At 74.9% G+C, this 18,295-nt stretch carries 19 protein-coding genes; 14 read left to right on the top strand and 5 right to left on the bottom strand.

Going from position 1 to position 18,295, the window contains the following annotated elements:
* Positions 1-138: 138 nt before the first annotated feature.
* Entirely contained in the window at positions 139-1,290 is a 1,152-nt protein-coding gene (locus tag AB0M11_RS06460; RefSeq protein ID WP_365702024.1) for a glutathione-independent formaldehyde dehydrogenase, read from the bottom strand.
* A 240-nt stretch (positions 1,291-1,530) separates the two neighbouring features.
* The gene (locus AB0M11_RS06455; RefSeq protein ID WP_365702022.1) at positions 1,531-2,184 is read right to left on the bottom strand and encodes an alpha/beta fold hydrolase; all 654 of its coding nucleotides are present in this window, start codon (positions 2,182-2,184) and stop codon (positions 1,531-1,533) included.
* A 139-nt stretch (positions 2,185-2,323) separates the two neighbouring features.
* Here AB0M11_RS06455 and AB0M11_RS06450 point away from each other — a divergent pair, with 139 nt between their 5' ends.
* The 4 genes from AB0M11_RS06450 to AB0M11_RS06435 all read left to right on the top strand — a co-directional run bounded on the left by AB0M11_RS06450 (position 2,324) and on the right by AB0M11_RS06435 (position 4,417).
* Positions 2,324-2,854 carry a hypothetical protein gene (locus tag AB0M11_RS06450; RefSeq protein WP_365702020.1) on the top strand — a complete coding sequence of 177 codons (531 nt, stop codon included), beginning with the start codon at positions 2,324-2,326 and terminating at the stop codon, positions 2,852-2,854.
* Between the two features lie 57 nt (positions 2,855-2,911).
* A complete protein-coding gene (locus tag AB0M11_RS06445) occupies positions 2,912-3,115 on the top strand; it encodes a hypothetical protein (protein ID WP_365702018.1) in 204 nt (67 codons plus the stop codon).
* Between the two features lie 21 nt (positions 3,116-3,136).
* Entirely contained in the window at positions 3,137-3,613 is a 477-nt protein-coding gene (locus tag AB0M11_RS06440; RefSeq protein WP_365702016.1) for an SRPBCC family protein, read from the top strand.
* Positions 3,614-3,895: 282 nt separating this feature from the next.
* Complete coding sequence (locus AB0M11_RS06435; protein ID WP_365702014.1) at positions 3,896-4,417, top strand: hypothetical protein; 522 nt, start codon at positions 3,896-3,898, stop codon at positions 4,415-4,417.
* A 10-nt stretch (positions 4,418-4,427) separates the two neighbouring features.
* Here the strand turns inward: AB0M11_RS06435 and AB0M11_RS06430 are convergent, their stop codons facing one another.
* Complete coding sequence (locus tag AB0M11_RS06430; protein WP_365702012.1) at positions 4,428-5,795, bottom strand: MFS transporter; 1,368 nt, start codon at positions 5,793-5,795, stop codon at positions 4,428-4,430.
* Positions 5,796-6,303: 508 nt separating this feature from the next.
* Positions 6,304-6,867: a hemerythrin domain-containing protein gene (locus AB0M11_RS06425; RefSeq protein ID WP_365702010.1), complete on the bottom strand. Its 564-nt coding sequence runs from the start codon at positions 6,865-6,867 to the stop codon at positions 6,304-6,306.
* A 337-nt stretch (positions 6,868-7,204) separates the two neighbouring features.
* Between AB0M11_RS06425 and AB0M11_RS06420 the strand changes: the two genes are divergently transcribed.
* From AB0M11_RS06420 to AB0M11_RS06375, 10 genes are read left to right on the top strand one after another with little or no spacing between them, the layout of a single operon-like run.
* Complete coding sequence (locus AB0M11_RS06420) at positions 7,205-8,197, top strand: NAD-dependent epimerase/dehydratase family protein (protein WP_365702008.1); 993 nt, start codon at positions 7,205-7,207, stop codon at positions 8,195-8,197.
* Positions 8,198-8,230: 33 nt separating this feature from the next.
* A complete protein-coding gene (locus tag AB0M11_RS06415) occupies positions 8,231-9,877 on the top strand; it encodes a carbamoyltransferase C-terminal domain-containing protein (protein WP_365702006.1) in 1,647 nt (548 codons plus the stop codon).
* Positions 9,874-10,905 carry a glycosyltransferase gene (locus AB0M11_RS06410; RefSeq protein ID WP_365702005.1) on the top strand — a complete coding sequence of 344 codons (1,032 nt, stop codon included), beginning with the start codon at positions 9,874-9,876 and terminating at the stop codon, positions 10,903-10,905. Before AB0M11_RS06415 ends, AB0M11_RS06410 begins: the two co-directional genes overlap by 4 nt.
* Positions 10,902-11,474: an HAD-IIIA family hydrolase gene (locus tag AB0M11_RS06405; RefSeq protein ID WP_365702003.1), complete on the top strand. Its 573-nt coding sequence runs from the start codon at positions 10,902-10,904 to the stop codon at positions 11,472-11,474. The genes AB0M11_RS06410 and AB0M11_RS06405 overlap by 4 nt, the downstream gene beginning before the upstream one ends.
* Positions 11,471-12,466 carry a glycosyltransferase family 9 protein gene (locus AB0M11_RS06400; RefSeq protein WP_365702001.1) on the top strand — a complete coding sequence of 332 codons (996 nt, stop codon included), beginning with the start codon at positions 11,471-11,473 and terminating at the stop codon, positions 12,464-12,466. The genes AB0M11_RS06405 and AB0M11_RS06400 overlap by 4 nt, the downstream gene beginning before the upstream one ends.
* A gap of 24 nt (positions 12,467-12,490) precedes the next feature.
* Positions 12,491-13,453, top strand: coding sequence for a glycosyltransferase (locus AB0M11_RS06395; RefSeq protein ID WP_365701999.1), 963 nt, complete (start codon positions 12,491-12,493; stop codon positions 13,451-13,453).
* Positions 13,450-14,688: a glycosyltransferase gene (locus tag AB0M11_RS06390; RefSeq protein ID WP_365701997.1), complete on the top strand. Its 1,239-nt coding sequence runs from the start codon at positions 13,450-13,452 to the stop codon at positions 14,686-14,688. Before AB0M11_RS06395 ends, AB0M11_RS06390 begins: the two co-directional genes overlap by 4 nt.
* Positions 14,685-15,323: an SIS domain-containing protein gene (locus tag AB0M11_RS06385; RefSeq protein ID WP_365701995.1), complete on the top strand. Its 639-nt coding sequence runs from the start codon at positions 14,685-14,687 to the stop codon at positions 15,321-15,323. The genes AB0M11_RS06390 and AB0M11_RS06385 overlap by 4 nt, the downstream gene beginning before the upstream one ends.
* Entirely contained in the window at positions 15,320-16,714 is a 1,395-nt protein-coding gene (locus AB0M11_RS06380; RefSeq protein WP_365701993.1) for a PfkB family carbohydrate kinase, read from the top strand. The genes AB0M11_RS06385 and AB0M11_RS06380 overlap by 4 nt, the downstream gene beginning before the upstream one ends.
* Positions 16,711-17,691 carry a glycosyltransferase family 9 protein gene (locus tag AB0M11_RS06375; RefSeq protein WP_365701991.1) on the top strand — a complete coding sequence of 327 codons (981 nt, stop codon included), beginning with the start codon at positions 16,711-16,713 and terminating at the stop codon, positions 17,689-17,691. Before AB0M11_RS06380 ends, AB0M11_RS06375 begins: the two co-directional genes overlap by 4 nt.
* 132 nt (positions 17,692-17,823) lie before the next feature.
* Here AB0M11_RS06375 and AB0M11_RS06370 read toward each other — a convergent pair whose 3' ends face one another.
* A complete protein-coding gene (locus tag AB0M11_RS06370) occupies positions 17,824-18,192 on the bottom strand; it encodes a DUF6479 family protein (protein WP_365701989.1) in 369 nt (122 codons plus the stop codon).
* Between the last annotated feature and the right edge of the window lie 103 nt (positions 18,193-18,295).

The following is an 18,295-nucleotide window of genomic DNA, read 5'->3' as shown; positions in this document are numbered from 1 at the left end:
CAGCGCGTGTGCGACGGTGGACGTGCGGCGGTGCGGCGGTCCTTGCGAGCGCCGCCCGGCCCGCCGCACGCACCACGCCGTGTCGTGCCACGCCGTGTCGGGTCGTGTGGAATCGGGTCGTGTCGGGTCGTGTCGGTGCTACGCCGCGAGTGCGTGCCCGGGGTGCAGGACGACCTTGGTGTAGCCCTCGATCCGCTGGTCGAACTTCTCGTAGGCGCCCGGCGCCTCCTCCAGCGGCAGTTCATGGGAGACCACGAAGCTGGGCTTGGCCCGCCCCGCGATGATCAGGTCACGCAACTGGCGGTTGTACTGCTTGACGTTGCACTGACCGGTACCCATCCGCTGACCCTTCTCGAACATCCTGCCGATGGACACCAGCAGTTGCCCGTGCTTGGCGTGCTCGTCCGGTCCGCCCGGGTCGGACGGGACGTACAGACCAGGCACGCCGAGCATGCCGGTCGGCCGTACCGTCTCGACGAGGCTGTTCAGGACGACGGCGGGTTCCTCGTGACTCGCGTCGTGCGCCTGGGCCTGGTAACCGACGGCGTCGACGCCCTTGTCCGTCCCCTCTCCCGCGGTCTGCTCCTTGATCTGTTCGGCCGGGTCGCCCTTGGTGAAGTCGATCGGTGTCGCGCCGATCTCCTCGGCCTTGGCGAGCCGCTCGGGCACCCGGTCGACCGAGAACACCTTGGACGCGCCGCGCAGCAGCGCGGAGTACGCGGCCATCAGCCCGACCGGTCCGGCTCCGAAGACGGCGACGCTCTCGCCGGGTGTCACCTGCGCGAGCTCGCACCCGTGGTAGCCGGTCGGGAAGATGTCGGCGAGCAGCACGAAATCGGTCTCGAACTCGTTGCCCGGCGGCAGCTTCAGGCAGTTGAAGTCGGCGAACGGCACCCGCAGCAGCTCCGCCTGACCGCCCTTGTAGGGGCCCATGGCCACATAGCCGTAGGCGCCGCCGGCGAAGCCCGGATTCACCGTGAGGCAGAAGCCGGTCTTGCCGGCCAGGCAGTTCTTGCAGAAGCCGCACGCGACGTTGAAGGGCATGACGACCCGGTCGCCCTCGGACAGCGAGGTCACGCCGGAGCCGGTCTCCTCGACGATGCCGAGGTTCTCGTGCCCGAAGACGATGCCCGACTCGGCGGACGTACGCCCCTCGTACATGTGCAGGTCGGACCCGCAGATGGCGGTCGACGTGACCCGTACCAGCACGTCGTTCGGGTGCTGTATCCGTGGATCGTCGACGTCCCTGACGGCGACGCTGAACGGCTTCTCGTAGACAACGGCTTTCACCTGGCTCACCTCCGCGTCGAACGCCGGGCGGCGGACGGACCGCGCGGACCCGAGGCTTTGGCCAGGAGAAACACGTCAAGGCAGGCCCCCGGTCCATGCCGTAACCCTGGGCGCTCGTGTTCACCATCGGACACTTCCAGGGAACGCCGATCGCGCAGGCACTGCAACCCTGGACGGCGCCTCGGCGTCCGGCGCGGGCGGAGGGAGGTGTGCGCCGACGCGATGGACCGGCTGCTGGTGTCAGCGGGGCAGTCGGTGGGTGAACCAGTCGCCGGCCAGCTGCGCGACACGTTCCAGAGTGCCGGGCTCCTCGAACAGGTGCGTGGCGCCTGGGACGACCTCCAGCCGGGTCTCGCCCGGAATCCGTGCCATCGCCGCCCGGTTGAGCCGCAGGACCTCGCGGTCCCGCCCGCCGACGATCAGCAGGGTCGGCTGCCGGACGGACGGCAGTGCGTCCCCGGCCAGATCCGGTCGGCCTCCCCGGCTGACGACCGAACGGACCGCGTCCGGGCGCTCGGCGGCGGCGACGAGCGCGGCCGCGGCACCCGTGCTGGCGCCGAAGAACCCGCACCCCAGGCCCGCGGCCGGCGGGTACCCGCGGAGCCAGTCGGCGAGGCCGACCAGGCGCGCGGCGAGCAGGCCGATGTCGAAGCGGAGCGCGCCCGTGAGCTCGTCGGCCGTCTCCTCGTCACGGGTGAGCAGGTCGGCGAGGACAGTGCCGATCCCGGCGGCGCGCAGTTCGCCGGCGACGAAGCGGTTGCGGGGACTGTGGCGGCTGCTGCCGCTGCCGTGCGCGAACAGCACGACGCCCTTCGCCGCCTCGGGCACGGCCACGTCGGCGTCGAGCCGCACCCCGGTGGCGGGTATCCGCACGCTCTCCACTACAGCGTTCACGGCACCCTCCTCTCCCGCGGGGGTTCCATGATGCTCCGAGGGCGCGCCGGGTGTCGCGGCCGACCGGATTCCACGCTTCTCGCCGGGTACCCGGCTGCTGCCGCCACACCGCAGGCGGCGGGAAACGAGGACACGAGCGATGACGACAACAACCCACCACCCCACCCGCCCGACGGTGGGCGGACTCCGGACGGACCTGCTCGGGATCTATCTCAACGACCACCTGGCCGGGGCCACGGCCGGAGCCGGCCGCGCCCGGTTCATGGCCCGGTCGCATCGTGACACCCCGGCGGCCGGAACCCTGCGGGCGCTGGCGGAGGAGATCGCCGAGGACCGCGCGAGCCTGGTCGGCGTCATGCGGCGCCTGGGCGTGCCGGAGCGCCGGTACAAGACCGTCGCCGCCGGCACGGCCGAGCGACTCGGGCGCCTCAAGAGCAACGGACGTCTCCTGCGCCCCTCGCCGCTGACGCTGGTGGTCGAGCTCGAGTTCCTCCGGCTGGGGGTCAAGGGCAAGGAACTCGGCTGGCGGACCCTGCGCTCGCTGGCCGAGGTGGACGACCGCCTCGACGAGCGGGCACTCGACGCACTGATCGAACGGGCCCGGCGGCAGACGAGCACGCTGGAGGAGCTGCGGGTCGGCACGGCCCGGGACGTGCTGGTCAGCGGCTGATCGTATTCGTCCGGCCGCCGGGTGTTGCCTCCGCGTCGAGTGGGGTACCCGGCCGCTGTGCGAAAGCGAACCGAGCACGACGCGAAGGCCGAGGGGCCCCGGACCGCCGAGGACGAGCTGCTGGAGCAGGTCGGGAAGCGGGCCGGGCGGGCGGACGCCGACCGGGGCGCGCCCGAGCGGGCCGGGTCCGGCGACCCGATCACCCCGAACCCCGAGGCCAACGAGAGGACCCTCCGGGGGCGCACCGCGCCCCGGGACTGAGCCTGCGACGAGGAGGAACAGATGAGCACGGTCAAGGAAGCCGTGGACGTCGACGTCCCGATCCACACGGCCTACAACCAATGGACCCAGTTCGCGGACTTCCCGAACTTCATGGAGGGTGTCGACGAGGTCACGCAGCTCGACGACCGCCACAACCACTGGACCACCAGCATCGGCGGGGTGCGGCGCGAGTTCGACACCGAGATCGTCGACCAGTTGCCGGACGACCGGATCACCTGGCGGACCATCGACGGTGACACCCGGCAGCGCGGGTCCGTCCGCTTCGAGCCACTGGACCCGACGCACACGCGGGTCGAGCTCACGATGGACGTGGAGCCCTCCGGGCTGGCCGAGAAGGGCGCCGACGCGCTCGGCATGATCGACCGGCGGGTCAAGGGTGACCTGCGTCGCTTCAAGGACTTCATCGAGAAGCGCGGCGCCGAGAGCGGCGCCTGGCGCGGCCGGATCCGGCCCGGCGACCCTGGCGGCCTGCACTGACTGCGCCGGGCTGAGTGCCCCGACCGGTACCGGATCTCTCCCCCGGGAAAACCCCGGGCCCCCAGCGGGCCCGGGGTTCCGTCGTGTGCGGGGCGCTTCGGCGCCCCGCGGGAGCTGCGGCCGCGCTGTGTGCAGAACCACGTGGTCCCGCGTCACGCGCTCTATCTCCGCGAGCCCGCCTCGGGATACCGTTTTGCCGGATCCTGGTCGGTTTCCGACTGGTTCCGATCAGTTCCCCGGTCGGCTACCTGGTCGGCAGGCAAGTTCTCGGACGGTTCGGCAGTGCTCGCAGATCTCTCCCCGCTCATCGCGGCCACCGCGCGCTGGCTCGCGGGCGCCTTTCCCGCTCACGGCGGCGCCTTCGCTGCCGCGCGGTGCGAAGCCCAGGTACGGCAGGCCGTGACGGTCGCGGCCTGGCTGCGCTATCCGACGGCGCTGGACGCGGGTCTGGTCGCCATGACGGGGCCCGGAGGTTCGGCGCGGCTGGACTGGGTCACCGGCGGTGACGCCGCTGACGACCCGGACGGCGACTGGCGCACCTGGGTGGACGAGGTGGTGGCGAGCTGGGCCGCCGGCCTGCTCGGCGACCCCGAGCTGGCGAGCGCCGCGGTCGGCGCGCTCGGGACGGGGGAACACCTGGCGTCGGGGCCGGTGGACTTCCGGCGGCTGCTCGTCCCGGACGAGGACGACCGGCGGGCGGCGTCCCTGCTGCGCCATCCCGACCTGCTCGCGCCCGTGGCCGCGCTGCACCACGCGCAGCTGCTGCGGCGCCTCGACCGGCCCGGCCGCCCCGTCTCGGCCTGAGCCCCACCGCTCAGGCGGCCGTCTCCAGGGCCTCCGGCAGGGTCGCGTCGCCGTGCGGCGGCCGGATCGCCACGGGGGCCGAGGTGCGCCGTACCCGTACGGCGAAGCCGGCCGCGATGCTCCCGGCGACGAACAGGCCGCCGCCCACCAGCGCCCCGCGGGCCCCGGCCGTCTGCATGAGCAGGCCGAGCAGCGGGGGCCCGCCGAGGCTCCACACGGTCCCGATGCTGTTCCAGACGCCGAGCACGCGGCCGCGCAGATGTGCGGGCGGGTCGGTCTGCAGGACGGACGTCATGGCCGTGTCGGAGACGGACTCCACCGCCGCCATGGGCAGCACGAGCACCAGCAGCACGAGCAGCGACGGGGACAGCCCCGCCACCGCCTGCAGCACTCCGCCGACTGCGGCGAGGAGGCCGACGAGCCGCACCGAGGGCCGGCGCAGCCGCCCGCCCAGGACGGCCCCGACGATGCCGCCCGCCGCCAGCACGGCGGAGACGGTGCCGAAGGCGCCCGCCCCGCCGGCCAGCGGTCCGGTGACCAGGACCGCCAGGGTCAGCCCGTAGTTGCGTCCGAAGACCGAGCTGACGGCGGAGACGCAGGCCAGTGCGACCAGTCGCGGCCGGCGGGCGAAGAACGCCAGCCCCTCGCGGACGGTGAGCGCGGGCTCCTGGGCAGCGGGTTCCGAGAGGGTCGGCGACGCCGGGGCCCCGGCGTCCCGCACCGGGCGCAGGAACGGCACCACCGACGCCACGAGCAGGAACGACACTCCGTTGGCCAGGTACGCGGAGGCCGTACCCAGGAAGCCGACCGTCACCCCGGCCAGGGCGGTGCCGACCAGCCGGCCCGCGCTGTGCACCAGCGCGCCCACGCCGATCGCGGACGGGAGGTCCTCCGCGGGGACGAGGTCGTTGCCCAGCAGGGCGCAGGCGGGTCCGTCGACGGTGGCGATGACGCCGGTCACCGCGGCCAGCAGGAGCAGGCCGGTCATGTCGAGCCGGTCCAGGGCCACCAGCAACGCTGTGGTGAAGGCGACGGCGCCGAGCAGTGCCTGGCTCACCGCCACGGTGGTGCGGCGGGGCCAGCGGTCCACGGCCGCGCCGCCGAACACGCTGATGAAAAGGGCCGGGGCGGCCTGCACGGACACCGAGAGGCCGGTGGCGGCGGCCGAGCCGGTGATGTGGAGCACGAGCAGGTTCTGCACCGTGAGCTGCATCCACGTGCCCGCGTTGGACAGGAAGTTCGCGGCGGACCACCAGCGCATTCCGGGATGGCGCAGTGACCGCCAGGGCGAGCGGGACGCGTTCGCGGAGGTCTGGGCGGGGCGAGACGCCTGGGCAGGGGGAAAGGCAGGGGCAGCAGACACAGCGGTACTCGGCAACCGGGGAGGCGGGAGGGGACCGGCGGAGGCGGAGGGCGCCGGCTGCGCTGCACGGCGGCTCCATCCGGTCGATGAGGCTCCGCCATGGTGGCAGACGGTGCGCCCGGCCCGGGAGCGACTGCTTCTCCCTCGCGACCACGGCACGGCCAATCCGCGCGCGCCGTGCCCGAATTGACCACCGAGTGTGCTTGCTCACAGGGGCCGCTCAGTTGGTTTCAACGCCTGAACACGACTGCGGCCACTCCGAACCGTCCCCCCAGAACCGCGCCGCGTGCATCCTGGGCCGCGCTGCGGGCATCACGCAGCGTGCATCACCTTGCGCGCATCGCAGCCTGCATCACGCGGCGTGCATCGCCCCTGCGCGGGGCGCGGCGGTCCGCCCCGCACCGCATCGCCGGTCCGACCCGGCCGGGGCCACGCCGGGAGGCCGCCCCGGGAAGGTGCCGAGAACGTGCCGGAGCCCGGCGCGCTCGGCGCCGGGCCCCTGGGTCGGACGGCAGGGTGCGGGTCAGTCGGGCTTGCCGCGGCCCGTCAGCGCGTCACGGAGCCGGTCGACCAGGCCGGCGCCGGGCGCCAGCATCTTGTTGGCCGGGGGCTTGTCCGGGGCCGCCGGGTGCGGACGGGTCGGCGCCGTCTTCTTGGCCTGGCGGACCTTGTCGCCCAGGTCGTCGAGGGCGTCCGGCGGACACGCCGCGCGCAGCCTCGGGAAGAGGTTCTGCTCCTCGTCCTCCACGTGCATGCGGATCTCGCTCATGAGGGAGGTCAGGAGCGAGTCGAACCGGGCGTCGTCCGGTTCGCAGCTCTCCAGATCCTTCATGATCTGCTCGGCCTTGGCGTGGTCCTCCAGCTCCTTGTCGGCCAGCGCGCCGCCGCCCTCGACGTGCTCACGCACCGCCGGGTAGAGATAGGCCTCCTCGGCCACCGAGTGCCGTACCAGTTCCATCGTGGCCTGGTCGGCGTACAACTTGCGGTTCTTGTCACCGGACGGCAGTGCCTCGATCTTGCCGAAGATCTCCTCCACCTCCCGGTGGTCGGTCATCAGCTCGTCGATGACGTTTCCCCCATGTCCCATGCCCTTCACCTCCACACGTGGCACGGCGGTCCGGGATCCGGGCCCGCCGCGGCACGAGTGCCCGCAGCCGGGCACCTCACACGGGCTGCGCCATGGGACGAAGCGCGCATACTGGAATCAACGTGTGAAAGCTACTGGCACGGGAACTCCGTCCCAGAGCCGCCGGGAAGACGGCGGCAGCCGCAGCCGGCCGGACCGCGGACGGTCGGACCGCTCGGCCCCGACCCCCATCGAACCTTCTCTTTCACATCTCACTGTCACCTCTTGCACCGCGCCGGACCTGCAGTGCCCGGGCGTGTGGTCCCGTGTGGCCCCGGTAGCGGTCGAAGGACATCCCATGACTGATGCCTCGTCAGCCCTGCCCTGGCGGCATGCCGTGGTGACCGGCGGAGCCGGTTTCCTCGGCAGCCACCTGTGCGAACGCCTGCTGGATGCGGAGGTCGAAGTCGACTGCGTCGACAACCTGCTCTCCGGTGCCCGGGAGAACGTCGCCCACCTGGCCGGCCGGACCGGTTTCCGGTACGTCGAGCACGACGTCAGCGCGCCGGACGTCGGCCGGAAGCTGACCGGGCCGTACGACCTGGTCCTGCACTTCGCCTGTCCGGCCTCCCCCGCCGACTACCTGAGTCATCCCCTGGAGACGCTGGACGTGGGAAGTCTGGGCACCCGCAACATGCTGGACGTCGCGGAGCGGGACGGAGCACGCTTCCTGCTGGCCTCGACGTCCGAGGTGTACGGCGATCCGCTGGTGCACCCGCAGCGCGAGGACTACTGGGGCAACGTGAACCCGGTCGGTCCGCGCAGCGTGTACGACGAGTCCAAACGGTTCGCCGAGGCGCTGGTCACCGCGCATGCGGGCAGCCGGGGCGCCGACGCGGGCATCGTCCGTCTCTTCAACACCTACGGGCCGCGGATGCGCGCCCTGGACGGGCGTGCCGTGCCCACGTTCGTCTGCCAGGCGCTGGCCGGCGAGCCGCTGACGGTGGCCGGCGACGGCAGCCAGACCCGCTCGCTGTGCTACGTCGACGACACCGTGGCGGGGATCCTGCTGGTCGCAGCCAGCCGGTCGGTGCGCCCGGTCAACATCGGCGGCAGCGACGAGGTCACCGTCCGCGACATCGCCCGGCGGGTACGGGAGTTGACCGGATCCGGGTCCCCGATCGAGTTCGTCGAGCGGCCCACCGACGATCCGCAGCGCCGCCGGCCCGACACCACGCTGGCCCGTGAGCTCCTCGGCTGGACGCCCCAGGTGCCCTGGGAGGAGGGCATCAAGCAGACCATCGCCTACTTCGCCGCCCGTCCGGCCGCCGCGCCGGACCCGCGCGGCTGACTCCCGCCCCGCCCACCGTCTCGGAGGCACCGCATGCGCGTCCTGGGAATCAACGCTCTCTTCCACGATCCGGCCGCCGCCCTGGTGCTGGACGGCCGCATCGTGGCGGCGGCCGAGGAGGAACGCTTCAGCCGGCGCAAACACGGCAAACGCCCACTGCCCTTCTCCGCGTGGGAACTGCCCGAGCGGTCCGCCCGTTGGTGCCTGGACCAGGCCGGGCTGAGCGCTGCCGACCTGGACGCGGTCGCCTACTCCTACGACCCCGGACTCGCCCTTCCGGCAGAGCAGTTGGGCCTCGACGACCCCTGGGACGGGCTGCGCCAGGAGTACGCCCGGCAGGCCCCGGCGTTCCTGGCCGAGGCGCTGCCCGGACTCGACCCGGAGAAGGTGCGCTTCGTCGCCCACCATGTCGCCCACGCCGCCTCCGCCGGTCAGGCCTCCCCGTATCCCGACTGCGCGGTCCTGGTGCTGGACGGCCGCGGCGAGTGCGGCTCCCATCTGGCCGGCCGCTACGTCAACCGTGAACTGGAGGTCCTGTCGGCGCAGTCGCTGCCGGACTCGCTGGGCCTGTTCTACGAGGACCTCACCCAGCATCTCGGATTCCTGCGCAGCAGCGACGAGTTCAAGGTGATGGCGCTGGCCTCCTACGGCCGCCCGCGCTTCCTCGACGTGCTGCGGGAGTACGTCCGCCTGGAGGCGGGGAACGGGGACGGCGGCGGCTTCCGGGCCCGGCCGGTGCCCTGGGCGTCGCTGGTGCCGGCCCGGTCCCGCGGCGACGGCTGGACCGAGGGCCACGCCGATCTGGCGGCCAGCGCGCAGGCCGCTCTGGAGGAGGTCCTGCTGGGGCTGGTGCGCTCGCTGTACGAGCGGACCGGCGAGCAGGTGCTGACCCTGGCCGGTGGGGTGGCGCTCAACTGTGTCGCCAACTCGCGCCTGTTCCGGGAGAGTTCCTTCGACACCATCTGGGTGCAACCGGCCGCCGGGGACGCCGGCACCGCGCTCGGCGCCGCCCTGCACGTGGCGAACCAGAAGGAGACGGTGGAGGCGATGCCGGGCGCCGCGCTCGGCCGGGGCTGGCGCGACGACGAGCTGCGGGCCTGGCTGGAGCGCGCGGCCGTGCCGTACGAGGAGCCCGCCGACATCGCCGAGACCGTGGCCGCCGAGCTGGCCCGGGACGGCATCGTGGCCTGGTTCCAGGGGCGCAGCGAGTACGGCCCCCGGGCGCTCGGGCACCGCTCGCTGCTCGCCCATCCCGGCCGGGCGGCCAACCTGGAGCGGTTGAACGCCGTGAAGGGGCGTGAGGAGTTCCGGCCGGTCGCCCCGATGGTGCTCGCCGAGCGGGCCGCCGAGCTGTTCGACGGGCCGCTGCCGAGCCCGTACATGCTCTTCGTCCATGAGGTCGCCGAGGAGTGGCGGACCCGCATCCCGGCGGTCGTGCACGTGGACGGCACGGCCCGCATCCAGACCGTGGACCGGGCCGAGGAACCGCTGGTGGCCCGGATGATCGAGGGGTTCGAGGCCCGGACGGGGCTGCCCGTGGTCGTCAACACCAGCCTGAACACCGCGGGCCGGCCGATGGTGGACGACCCGCGCGACGCCCTGGAGTGCTTCGGCTCCGCGCCCGTGGACCTGCTGGCCCTCGGCCCGTTCGCGGTCCGCCGCAGGGAGGTCTTCGGATGAGTACGCCGGCCTACAGCGTGGTCGTCCCGACGATCGGCCGGGCGTGTCTCGCCGACTGCCTGCGGGCACTCGGCGCGGCCGGCGGCCCGCTCCCCGAGGCGGTCGTCGTGGTCGACGACCGTCCCGGGCCCGCCGCGCCGCTGCCGCTCGACGCGGCGGGCCCGCTGCGGGAGCGGCTCCGCGTGCTGCGGACCGGCGGACGGGGCCCGGCGGCCGCCCGCAACGCCGGCTGGCGCACGGTCGGCACACCGTGGACCGTCTTCCTCGACGACGACGTGCAGGTGCTGTTCGGCTGGTCCCACCGGCTCGCCGACGACCTGGGCGGGGCGGCGCCGTCCGTGGGCGGTGTCCAGGGCCGGCTGACCGTGCCGCTGCCGGCCGACCGCAGGCCCACCGACTGGGAGCGGAGCACCGCGGGGCTGGAGCAGGCGGCCTGGGCGACGGCCGACATGGCGTACCGCACCGCGGTTCTGGCCGAGGTCGGCGGCTTCGACGAGCGGTTCCGCAGGGCTTTTCGCGAGGATGCCGACCTGGCGCTGCGGATCCTGGAAGCAGGCTGGGCGCTGCACCACGGGCAGCGGGCCACCCGTCATCCGGTGCGGCCGGCCGGCCCCTGGGTGTCGGTACGGGCCCAGCGGGGCAACGCCGACGACGCCCTCATGACCCGGCTGCACGGCCCCGACTGGTGGGACCGGGCCCGCGCACCGCGCGGGCGGCTGCCCCGGCACGCGCTCGTGACGGCGGCGGCCCTGGCCGCGACCGCTCTCACGCTGGTCGGCCGCCGCCGGTCCGCCGTTGCCGCCGCGGCGTTGTGGGCGGCCGGGACCGCCGAGTTCGCCCTGGCCCGCATCCTGCCGGGTCCGCGCACCCCCCGGGAGACGGCCGTGATGACCGCCACCAGCGTGCTCATCCCGCCGCTCGCGGTGCGTCACTGGCTGACCGGGCTGATCCGGCACCGCGGCGCCGGGCCGCTGCGTCACCACGGCGAGCGCACCACCGCCTCCGCACCACTGCGGAGCACCTCGTGACCGCCGCCGGACCCGGTCCCACGCGCCCGTCGGGAGCGCCCCCGCGGGCCGTCACCGCCGTCCTGTTCGACCGCGACGGCACCCTGATCGCCGATGTGCCCTACAACGGCGACCCGGAGCGGGTCCGCCTGCTGCCCGGCGCCCGGCAGGCGGTGGACCTGCTGCGGGGCGCCGGCGTCGCCACCGGCGTGGTCAGCAACCAGTCCGGCATCGGGCGCGGCCTGCTCACCCATGCCGACGTGCGGCGCGTCAACGCACGGGCCGACGCGCTGCTGGGCGGCGTCGACGTGTGGCTGTACTGTCCGCATCCGCCCGAGGCCGGCTGCGACTGCCGCAAACCCCGCCCCGGACTGGTGCTGCGGGCGGCACGGCGACTGGGCAGCGCGCCGGGCGCCTGCGTGGTGATCGGCGACATCGCCGCCGACCTGGGGGCCGCTCGGGCCGCCGGCGCGCGAGGGGTGCTGGTGCCGAACGCGGCCACCCGGCCCGAAGAGGTCGCGCGGGCCCCGGTCACCGCCCCGGACCTGCTCTGTGCCGTCCGCGGGCTGCTGGGCGGTGACGGGTCGTGAGGGCACTGGTCGTACGCCTCGACAGCTTCGGCGACGTGCTGCTCGCCGGGCCCGCCGTGCGCGCCGTCGCCGCGCACTGCTCCCACGTCACCATGGTCTGCGGGCCGCGCGGCGAACCGGCCGCCCGGCTGCTACCCGGTCTCGACGAGGTCCTGGTGTGGGAGGCGCCCTGGGAGGGCTTCGACCCGCCCTCCGTGGCCGAGTCGGACGTCGACGGCCTGCTGGGACGGCTTCGGGCGGGCGCGTTCGACGTGGCTCTCGTCCTCACCTCGTTTCATCAGAGCTCCCTGCCGACAGCGCTGCTGCTGCGGCTGGCGGGCGTGGGGCGGATCGGCGCCGACAGCGTCGACCATCCCGGGCGGCTGCTGGACGTACGGCACCAGCGGGGCGAGGGACGGCACGAGGTCGAGGCCGCGCTGGACACCGCGATGGCGCTGGGTTTCCTGCCCCGGCCCGGTGACGACGGGCGGCTGCGGGTGCTGCCGCCCCCGGACACGGTGGCCCTCACCGGCCGCGGCCCCTACGTGGTGGTCCACCCCGGGGCCAGCGCACCGGCCCGCGCCTGGAGTCCCGAGCGGTGCGCCGAGGCCGTCGGGCTGCTGGCCGACGCGGGCCACCGGGTCGTGGTGACCGGCGGCCCGGGTGAGACCGAACTGACCCGGTCGGTGAGCGGGGAGGCGGGGATCGACCTCGGCGGCCGCACCGACCCCCAAACTCTGGCGGGTGTGCTGCGGCTGGCCGGAGCGGTGGTGTGCGGGAACACCGGGCCCGCACACCTGGCGGCCGCCGTCGGAACGCCGGTGGTCTCCCTCTTCGCACCGGTGGTCCCGGCCGAGCGCTGGGCGCCCTACGGAGTGCCGAGCGTGCTGCTCGGCGACCAGTGGGCGCCCTGCGCGGACAGCAGGGCCCGGCACTGTCCCGTCCCCGGACATCCGTGTCTGGAGGAGGTGACCGCGCAGGACGTGGTCGACGCGGTGCAGAAGCTTCTCTGAAAGGCATGTGAGCAGGAGATCCCGATGAACGTCCTGATATGGCACGTGCACGGTTCATGGCTGACGTCGTTCGTCCGCGGCCCCTACACCTTCCTCGTGCCGGTGACCCCGGACCGCGGGCCCGACGGTCTCGGCCGGGCCCGCACCTGGCGGTGGCCCGACTCGGTGCGCGAGGTGACGCCGGAACAGCTGCGCGAGGCGGACATCGACCTGATGGTGCTGCAGCGGCCGCACGAGCTGGACCTGGCGCGCGCGTGGACCGGCCGCCGGCCCGGCGTGGACGTGCCGGCCGTGTACGTCGAGCACAACAGCCCGCACGGGACGCCCGAGGGCACCCGGCACCCGCTGGCCGACCGCGACGACATCACCGTCGTGCACGTCACCCACTTCAACCGTCTGATGTGGGACAACGGGCGGGCGCCCACCGCGGTCGTCGAGCACGGGATCATCGACCCCGGGCACCTGTGGACCGGGACCGAGCCGCGGGCCGCGGTCGTCGTCAACGACCCCGTCCGCAGGGGCCGCACCACCGGCACCGACCTGCTGCCCCGGTTCGCCGAGTGGGTGCCGCTGGACGTGTTCGGGATGCGCACCGGCCCGCTCGCCGCCCACCTGGGGCTGCCGGCGGACCGCTGCCGCTGCCGCGACCTGCCGCAGGGCGAGCTGCATCCGGAGATGGCCCGCCGCCGCATGTACATCCACCCCGTGCGCTGGACGTCGCTCGGGCTGTCCCTGCTGGAGGCGATGTTCCTCGGGATGCCCGTGGTGGCCCTGGCCACCACCGAGGTCCGCGAGGCGGTGCCGGACGGTGCCGGGGTCGTCTCCAACCGGTTCGACGTCCTGCAGTACGCCGTGCGCGGATTCCTCGCGGACCCGGCGTACGCCAGATCGGCCGGGGAGGCCGCTCGGGCCGCGGTACAGGCCCGCTACGGAGAACGCCGTTTCCGGGACGACTGGGAGCGCCTGATCAAGGAGGTCACCCGATGAGCCACAGCCCCAAGCCGGCCGGTCGCGTCGCCATGGTCTCGGAGCACGCCAGCCCACTGGCCGAGCTCGGCGGACCGGACGCGGGCGGCCAGAACGTGTACGTCGCGCAGGTCGCCGGAGTGCTCGCCCGCCGCGGTCACGAGGTGGTCGTCTACACCCGGCGGGACGGGACGCGGCTGCCGGACCGGGTCGTCGCCCCGGACGGCGTGCAGGTCGTCCATGTGCCGGCCGGTCCGGCCGCGCCGATACCCAAGGACGAACTGCTCCAGTACATGCCGGAGTTCGGAGACCGGCTGGCCCGGGAGTGGGCGCTCGCCCCACCGGACGTGGTGCACGCCCATTTCTGGATGTCCGGGATGGCGGCACTGGCCGGCGCCCGCGGCCTGGGCCTGCCGGTGGTGCAGACGTACCACGCCCTGGGCACCGTGAAGCGGCGCCATCAGGGAGCCGCCGACACCAGCCCGCCCGAACGCGTCGCCATCGAGACGTCGGTGGGCCGGCAGTGCGCGGCGATCGTCGCGACGTGTCAGGACGAGGTGGCCGAGCTGGCGGCGATGGGCCTGCCCACGGGCCACGTCTCGGTGGTGCCCTGCGGAGTGGATCCGGTGCAGTTCTCCCCTGTTCCGGGGCTGCGGCGCGGGGCCGGCGGCAGTCCCCGGCGGCTGCTGACGGTCGGCCGGCTCGTCCCCCGCAAGGGATTCGACCGGGCGATCCGCGCGCTGGCCGGTGTCCCGGACGCGCAGCTGCTGATCGCCGGCGGCCCGGAACCGGCGCTGCTCACCGCGGAACCCGAGGCCGAACGGCTGTGGGGCGTCGCCCGCGAGTACGGGGTGTCCGAGCGGGTGGGCCTGCTGGGCGGGGTGAGCCGGCAGCGGATGCCCGCACTGATGTCCAGCGCGGACCTGGTGCTGTCGCTGCCGCGGTACGAGCCGTTCGGCATCGTCCCCGTCGAGGCCATGGCCTGCCGCACCCCCGTGGTGGCCACCGCCGTGGGCGGCCAGCTGGACACGGTGGTCGACGGCCTGACCGGTCTGCTGGTCCCCTCGGACGACGACCACGACACCGCGGCCACGATCCGCGCTCTGCTCGACGACCCCGCGCGGCTCGACGCGTACGGCGCGGCCGGCCGGCACCGGGTGCTCGACCGCTACACCTGGGACCGGGTGGCCGACGGACTCACCGAGGTCTACGGCGCCGTGGCCGGCGTGCCCTCGATGTCGGGGGTGCTGCGATGACCCTCGCCACCGACGTCACGCACTGCGACGACCTGATGAAGGCGCTGGAGGCCTTCCGGGCCGACGCCCCGCTGCTGCAGCGGTGGGGCACCGACCTGGCCGGGCGGATGTCCGGCGGGGCCCGACTGCTGGTCGCGGGCAACGGCGGCAGTGCCGCGCAGGCCCAGCATCTGACCGCCGAGCTGGTGGGCAGGTACCGGGAGGACCGGCCGCCGTTCTCGGCGCTCGCGCTGCACGCCGACACCTCGGCGACCACCGCCATCGCCAACGACTACGGGGTCCAGGAGATCTTCGCCCGCCAGGTGGCCGCGCACGGCCGCGCCGGGGACGTCCTGATGCTGCTGTCCACCAGCGGGGCCAGCGCGAACCTGCTGGTCGCGGCGGTCCGGGCGCAGCGCCTGGGGATGTCCGTGTGGGCGGCCACCGGTCCCGCGCCCAACCCGTTGCAGGCCTGCGCGGACGAGGCGCTCGCGGTGGCCGCGGCCACCGGCGCGACCGTCCAGGAGCTGCACCTGGTGGCCGTGCACATGATCTGCGAGGCCTTCGACCGGGCCGTCGAGCCGCCTGACGCGCCGCCCGGCACGCCGTCCGGTGCGTCGCCGCGCCGGACGGTGGCCGGGAAGGAGGGCGCATGACCGGCCCCGACCCGCTGCTCGTCGTCGGTGACGCGCTGCTCGATCACGACCTGTGCGGGCGGGCCGACCGGCTCGCCCCCGACGCCCCGGTGCCCGTGGTCAGCGGCGTACGGCGCACCACCCGCCCCGGGGGCGCGGCCCTCGCGGCCTGCCTGGCCGCCGCCGACGGCCGGGGGGTCACGCTCATCACCGCGTTGGGGGACGACCCGGCCAGCGCCCGCCTGCGCGAGCTGCTGGCGGACCGAGTGCGGGTGGTCGGGCTGCCCCTGGACGGCACCCTGTCCTGCAAGACCAGGGTGCTCGCCGAGGGCCGGCCGGTGCTGCGCCTGGACGACGGCGAGGGCCGCGCCCGCGAGGCCACCGACGAGGCCCGCCGGGCGGTCCTGGAGGCGGGCGCGGTGCTCGTCGCCGACTACGGCCGGGGCAGCGCCGATGCCCTGCGGGAGCCGCTGCGCCTGGCCGCCGGGCGGGTTCCGGTGGTCTGGGACCCGCATCCGCGGGGCGGCGCGCCGGTGCCGGGGATCCGGGTGGCGACGCCGTCGGCCACCGAGGCCCGTGCCTTCGCCGCCCGGCTCGGCACGAAGGCGGAGCCGGCGGACGACTCCGCCGGGCTGCGCACCGCCGCCCGGGACGCCGACACCCTCGTCGGCGCCTGGCGGGCCGCCTCGGTCGCCGTGACGCTGGGCGGCCGGGGGGCGCTGCTGTCCCACGGCGGGACCCCGCTGCTGGTGCCCTCGCCGGTGACGGCCGAGGGGGACGCGTGCGGCGCCGGGGACCGGTTCGCGGCGACGGCCGCCGGAGCGCTGGCCGACGGCGAGCTGACCGAGACGGCCGTCGGCGCCGCCGTGCACGCGGCCACCCGGTACGTCGCCGAAGGGGGCATGCGCTCCCTGGTCACCGAGTCCGAGGCGGCACCGGGTCCCGAGGCGGGACCGGCGGACGACGCGCTGCGCGTCGCGGCCCGGGTGCGGGCGGCCGGCGGCACGGTGGTCGCCGCGGGCGGCTGCTTCGACCTGCTGCACGCCGGACACGTCGCGCTCCTGCAGGCCGCCCGCCGCAGCGGCGACTGCCTGATCGTGTGCGTCAACTCGGACGCGTCGGTGCGCCGCCGCAAGGGCGACGGCCGGCCGTTGGTGACCGTCGCCGACCGGATCCGGGTGCTGCGCGCGCTGGAGTGCGTCGACGCGGTCGCCGTCTTCGAGGAGGACACCCCCGAACGGCTGCTCGGCGAGCTGCGCCCGCACATCTGGGCCAAGGGCGGCGACTACGCCATGGCCCCGCTGCCGGAGGCCCCGCTCGTCGCGGGCTGGGGCGGACAGGTGGTCCTCTTCCCCTACCTGGACGGCCGCTCCACCAGCGGCATCGCGGCCCGCGCGGCCCTCCGGGGGTGACGGCGCTGACCGCCCCCCGAGCGCCCCGGCTGCTGGTCCTGCGCGCGCTGGGACTGGGCGACCTGCTCACCGGCGTCCCGGCGCTGCGCGGCATCCGCCGGGCCCACCCCGGCCACCATGTCGTCCTCGCCGTGCCCGCGGCCCTCGCCGAGGCCGCGCTGGCCACCGGCGCGGTGGACGCGGTGCTGCCCGCCGAGGCCCCGGACCGGGCCGTGCCCTCCCTCACCCACTGGCCGGGGCCGCCCCCGGACCTGGCGATCGACCTGCACGGCAACGGCCCCGAGAGCCGCGACGCGCTGGCCGCCCTGCGGCCCCGCCGGCTGCTCGCGCACGCGGACCCGGGACGGCCGCCGATCTGGCGGGTGGACGAGCACGAGCGCGACCGCTGGTGCCGCTTCCTCCGCTCCTACGGCATCCCCGCCGACCCGTCCGACGTGCGGCTCCCTCCGCCGGCGGTGCCCTCCCCGGCGCCGGGCGCGGTCGTCGTCCACCCGGGGGCGGACGCGGCGGCCCGGCGCTGGCCCGCGGAGCGGTTCGGCGAGGTCGCCCGGCGGCTGCGCGGCGCCGGCCGGCGGGTCGTGGTCACGGGCGGACCGGGCGAGGACTCCCTGGTCGAGGCCGTCGCCGAAGCGGCCGGAGTCCCCGCGCGGGACGCGCTCTGCGGCGGGCTGCCCTTCGGCGCGCTGTCCGCGCTGGTGGCCCGTGCCGCGCTGGTCGTCAGCGGCGACACCGGCCTCGCCCACCTGGCGATCGCGCACGCCACGGCGTCGGTGACCCTCTTCGGACCGGTCTCGCCCCGCCTGTGGGGACCGCCCCCTGGGCTCCCCCGGCACGTCGCCCTGTGGCGGCCGGGGCCGCCCGGTGACCCGCACGGCACGGTCCCCGACCCACGCCTGCTGCTGATCGGCGTCGAGGACGTCCTCCGGGCGGCCTCGCGGGCCGTCCCCGCGCGGGAAGGAACTGACCGGCGTGTCTGACGGCCGAGTCACCGTCGCGGTGATCACCCGCGACCGGCGCGCCAGTCTGCTGCGCACGCTCGACGCGCTCACGATGCCCTGCCCGAGCGGCCCCACCCGCCGCTGCGTGGGCTTACCTGGACTCAGGCGGCCTCACTTCGCGCCACCGCCCCCGCTGCCGAAGGATCCGCTGGAGCCGGGCTGCCAGCGCGGGCGGGTCTGGTCGCCGCTGGGCCTGCTGGGCGCGTTGCCGAGCTGGTGCGGGGTGAGGCGTTCGTCCCCGTCCCCCGCCTGGGGCACCTCGTTCGGCTCGCGCATGGTCCGCTCCTCGTACACCGGCCCGGAGTCGGGCAGTTTCGGGTGCTCCGAACGCCGTGGCGGTGCCGACTCCCGCCGCCGCACCCCGATGCCGAGGCGCACGGCCGCCATCAGGGCGGCCGTGAGGAGCACGCCACAGACGACGATGATGATCATCCCTGCCGCCGAGCCGGCGGCTGCCAGTTGCTCGAGTGCTGTGTACATCAGCGCCGGGTACCCGCCGGCCGGCATCGAATGCCCCGACGGCGGGGCGTGGCGGACCCGGTCTTCGGCGGGTCAGCGGTAGCGTCACCTCGGAGCCGACCTG

The sequence above is a fragment of the Streptomyces sp. NPDC051987 genome, assembly GCF_040680735.1.
Taxonomy (GTDB): Bacteria; Actinomycetota; Actinomycetes; order Streptomycetales; family Streptomycetaceae; genus Streptomyces.
This window is presented reverse-complemented; position numbering and strand designations above follow the sequence as displayed.